Annotated in this window: 3 protein-coding genes; 2 read left to right on the forward strand and 1 reads right to left on the reverse strand. The window is 49.8% G+C overall.

What is annotated here, in order from left to right:
- Positions 1 to 127: 127 nt before the first annotated feature.
- Positions 128 to 1,141: an MBL fold metallo-hydrolase gene (locus DEF47_RS06080; protein WP_012190703.1), complete on the reverse strand. Its 1,014-nt coding sequence runs from the start codon at positions 1,139 to 1,141 to the stop codon at positions 128 to 130.
- A 112-nt stretch (positions 1,142 to 1,253) separates the two neighbouring features.
- Here DEF47_RS06080 and DEF47_RS06085 point away from each other — a divergent pair, with 112 nt between their 5' ends.
- Positions 1,254 to 1,970: a SpoIIE family protein phosphatase gene (locus tag DEF47_RS06085; protein ID WP_012190704.1), complete on the forward strand. Its 717-nt coding sequence runs from the start codon at positions 1,254 to 1,256 to the stop codon at positions 1,968 to 1,970.
- 59 nt (positions 1,971 to 2,029) lie between these two features.
- A complete protein-coding gene (locus DEF47_RS06090; RefSeq protein ID WP_012190705.1) occupies positions 2,030 to 2,377 on the forward strand; it encodes a response regulator in 348 nt (115 codons plus the stop codon).
- Positions 2,378 to 2,716: the final 339 nt, after the last annotated feature.

Genomic DNA, 2,716 nt, shown 5'->3' on the forward strand with positions numbered 1-2,716 from the left:
TCCCGCCTCAAGGCGGGAAACGCTGGGGGCTTTAATCCCCCAGCACCCCCTCAAGAGCAATGAGGGCAGACAGACATCGCTCGATAAACCAAAGGATCATTGGTGCTATCAGAACACAGGGTAGCACTTAAAACAATTCATACATCACATTAATCGGGTCGCGGTCGTCGTTGTCGGGGGCGATGTTGACTGGCCGCACATAGCCGCGCAGATACAAATATTCGACGAATGCGCCCACTTTTTCGATGCCCAATAACTGATCGTAGCCCTGTAAACCACGATACATGGCGGCGCTAAGCTGGGCAACAGTTTGCGGCTGGGCCTTGAGCAAATCGCTAATCCGATCGATTTTACGTTGATTAGAAGCGAAAATTTGCTCTAAGCGCTGGGCTAAGTTTTCGATTGGCTGCTCGTGGCCGCCCAAGGTCAATTCAATGCCATCGAGTTTGGCAACTTGGCGCAAGCCACTAATATAATGCTCCAAGCCTGTGCCTGGGGTAATCATTTCGGGCGCAAGATGCGGAGCGGTGCGGGCCAAAATATGATCAGCACTAAACAACACCTCATCCAAACGTAAACAAACTTGGCCCGGGCAATGGCCAGGTGTGTAAATAACCTCAAACAAATTGCAAAGCCGATCGCCATCTTCAAAGGTTTGCTCAATCGGCTGAGGCCGAAACGCATCTTTATTATGCAAATACATACCCATCAAATGCTGATGTTGCTCAGCCGAAACCCCCGCATGGCGCAAAAAGCGACTTAATGCCTTGGAAGCAAACAACAAGCGCCCATCATAATTGGTAATCACCCGCCGATCAGCAATGTGGATAGCAGTCGGAGCTTGGGTAAATTGGCGCACAAACCCTAAGCCGCCAAAATGATCGATATGAGCGTGGGTCAAAATAATCTGATTAACATCGGCCAAACTCAGCTTCTCGCCCCATAGAGCTTGAATTGCGGCAAAGCCAGCGACCAGATCGGTATTCGAATTGCCATGACCGGAGCCAGTATCGATCAAACAGACCAAACCATCGGCGATAACCAGATACACATTGGCATAAAATTGAGGGAAAACCTCTACAGGAAGGCTGTAGATGCGCACCCCAGTATGTGTTTCAAATCGTAAAACACGCTGCTCCACAGAGACCTCCTTCTGTTGCTAGGCCAATTGTACCGCACCCAAGGCGGGCTGTCTCGTGGTATGATGCAAGTAAGGCAATCGCACCATCAATACTAGAAATCTGAGGATTGTTATGTTGGAACTGCAAGTTGGTGTTGCAAAAGTTGGCAAATATGCCACCCCCGAAAGCGGCGACACCCTTGAGATGATCGAACGACCGCATGGCGGATTTTCGTTTGTATTAGCCGATGGGCAAGGTAGTGGGCGAGGAGCCAAGACCCTGAGTAACCTTGTAACAACCAGGGCAATTTCAATGCTCAAAGATGGAGCACGCGATGGTGCTGTTGCTCGCGCGGTTCACGATTACCTGTATGCCTATCGTCATGGGCAAGTCTCAGCAACGCTTAATATACTTTCAGTAGATCTTTCAGCGCGAAGTGTGTTAGTATCAAGAAATAACCCTTGCCCATTTTATGTGATCGATGAGCAGGGGATGACGACCTACAACGAGCCATCGACCCCAATTGGGCTCTACTCGATGACCAAACCAGTCATCACCAAAATTAGCCTACGGCCTTATGTCTATGTCGTCGTGTTTACCGATGGCATTCTGCATGCAGGCCGACGCTATAACGAAAGTATTGAGCTAGACAACTATCTTGGCAATTTTAATGTTCGCCAAGGACGAACAGCCCAAGAAGTTACCGATGATTTACTAGGACGTGCCGTGGAACTTGATCAAAATCGACCGAACGACGATATGAGCGTGATCGTGATGGCCGCCTTACCGATGGAGTCGGAAAATAAAGTTCGCCGCATGACCGTATGTTTTCCGGTTGAACGAGCCTAATTTACAGGCTTCATCGTTGCCAAGCTGGCGGTCAGCAGATACGCTGAAAGGAACCGCCGATGGGTAATCAAGCTGAAACAGTGGTAATTGTGGGGCCATGTGCCGCAGGTAAATCAACCTTACGCCAAGGTTTAGAAACCCATGGAATCCAAGTGCGAGTGATTGCTCAAGAACATTCGGGTATTCGTGGGCTTTGGCGCAAACATCAAGCCAACTACTTAATTTATCTTGATGTAGATTTACCAGCTGTGCATGAACGTGGCCGACCCAGTTTCCCTGCTTGGTTGCACAATCAACAGCAACAGCGTTTACAAGAAGCGCGAGCTGCTGCCGATATTTATCTCGATACAACCAAACATTCGATCAACGATGTACTAAATCGAGTACTTTCGACGATCAAGCACTAAACGATCAAGCCTACTTGATTAATCGTAAAGATTAGCAAGTAGGCTTGATCGTTTGCATTATGACTAAAAACAACAACACCGCGAGCTTACTCACGGTGTTGCTTGGAGCGGTACGCATCCCCCTACGTTCCCACAGCGGGTGCTGCAGTAGCCTCGGTGTGTGTCGCGTTCACGGCCTGGTTCGGGATGGAGCAGCGTGGGTCACAACCACCTCGACACGTACCAATGTGTCTGCCCTCGCACCAACCACCCATTCCTCGACGACTCCATCATTCAACACCAGCTCGCATCACGTCCCAGTCCTGCCTGCCTTGCGCCATTCGTTGCCCTCCCGCGTCC

This window comes from Herpetosiphon sp., assembly GCF_003512625.1.
GTDB classification, from domain to species: Bacteria; Chloroflexota; Chloroflexia; order Chloroflexales; family Herpetosiphonaceae; genus Herpetosiphon; species Herpetosiphon aurantiacus.

Excerpts from the sequence above, each read along its gene's own strand:
- DEF47_RS06085 (WP_012190704.1), top strand. The coding sequence starts at position 1,254 with ATGTTGGAACTGCAAGTTGGTGTTGCAAAAGTTGGCAAATATGCCACC.
- DEF47_RS06090 (WP_012190705.1), top strand. The coding sequence starts at position 2,030 with ATGGGTAATCAAGCTGAAACAGTGGTAATTGTGGGGCCATGTGCCGCA.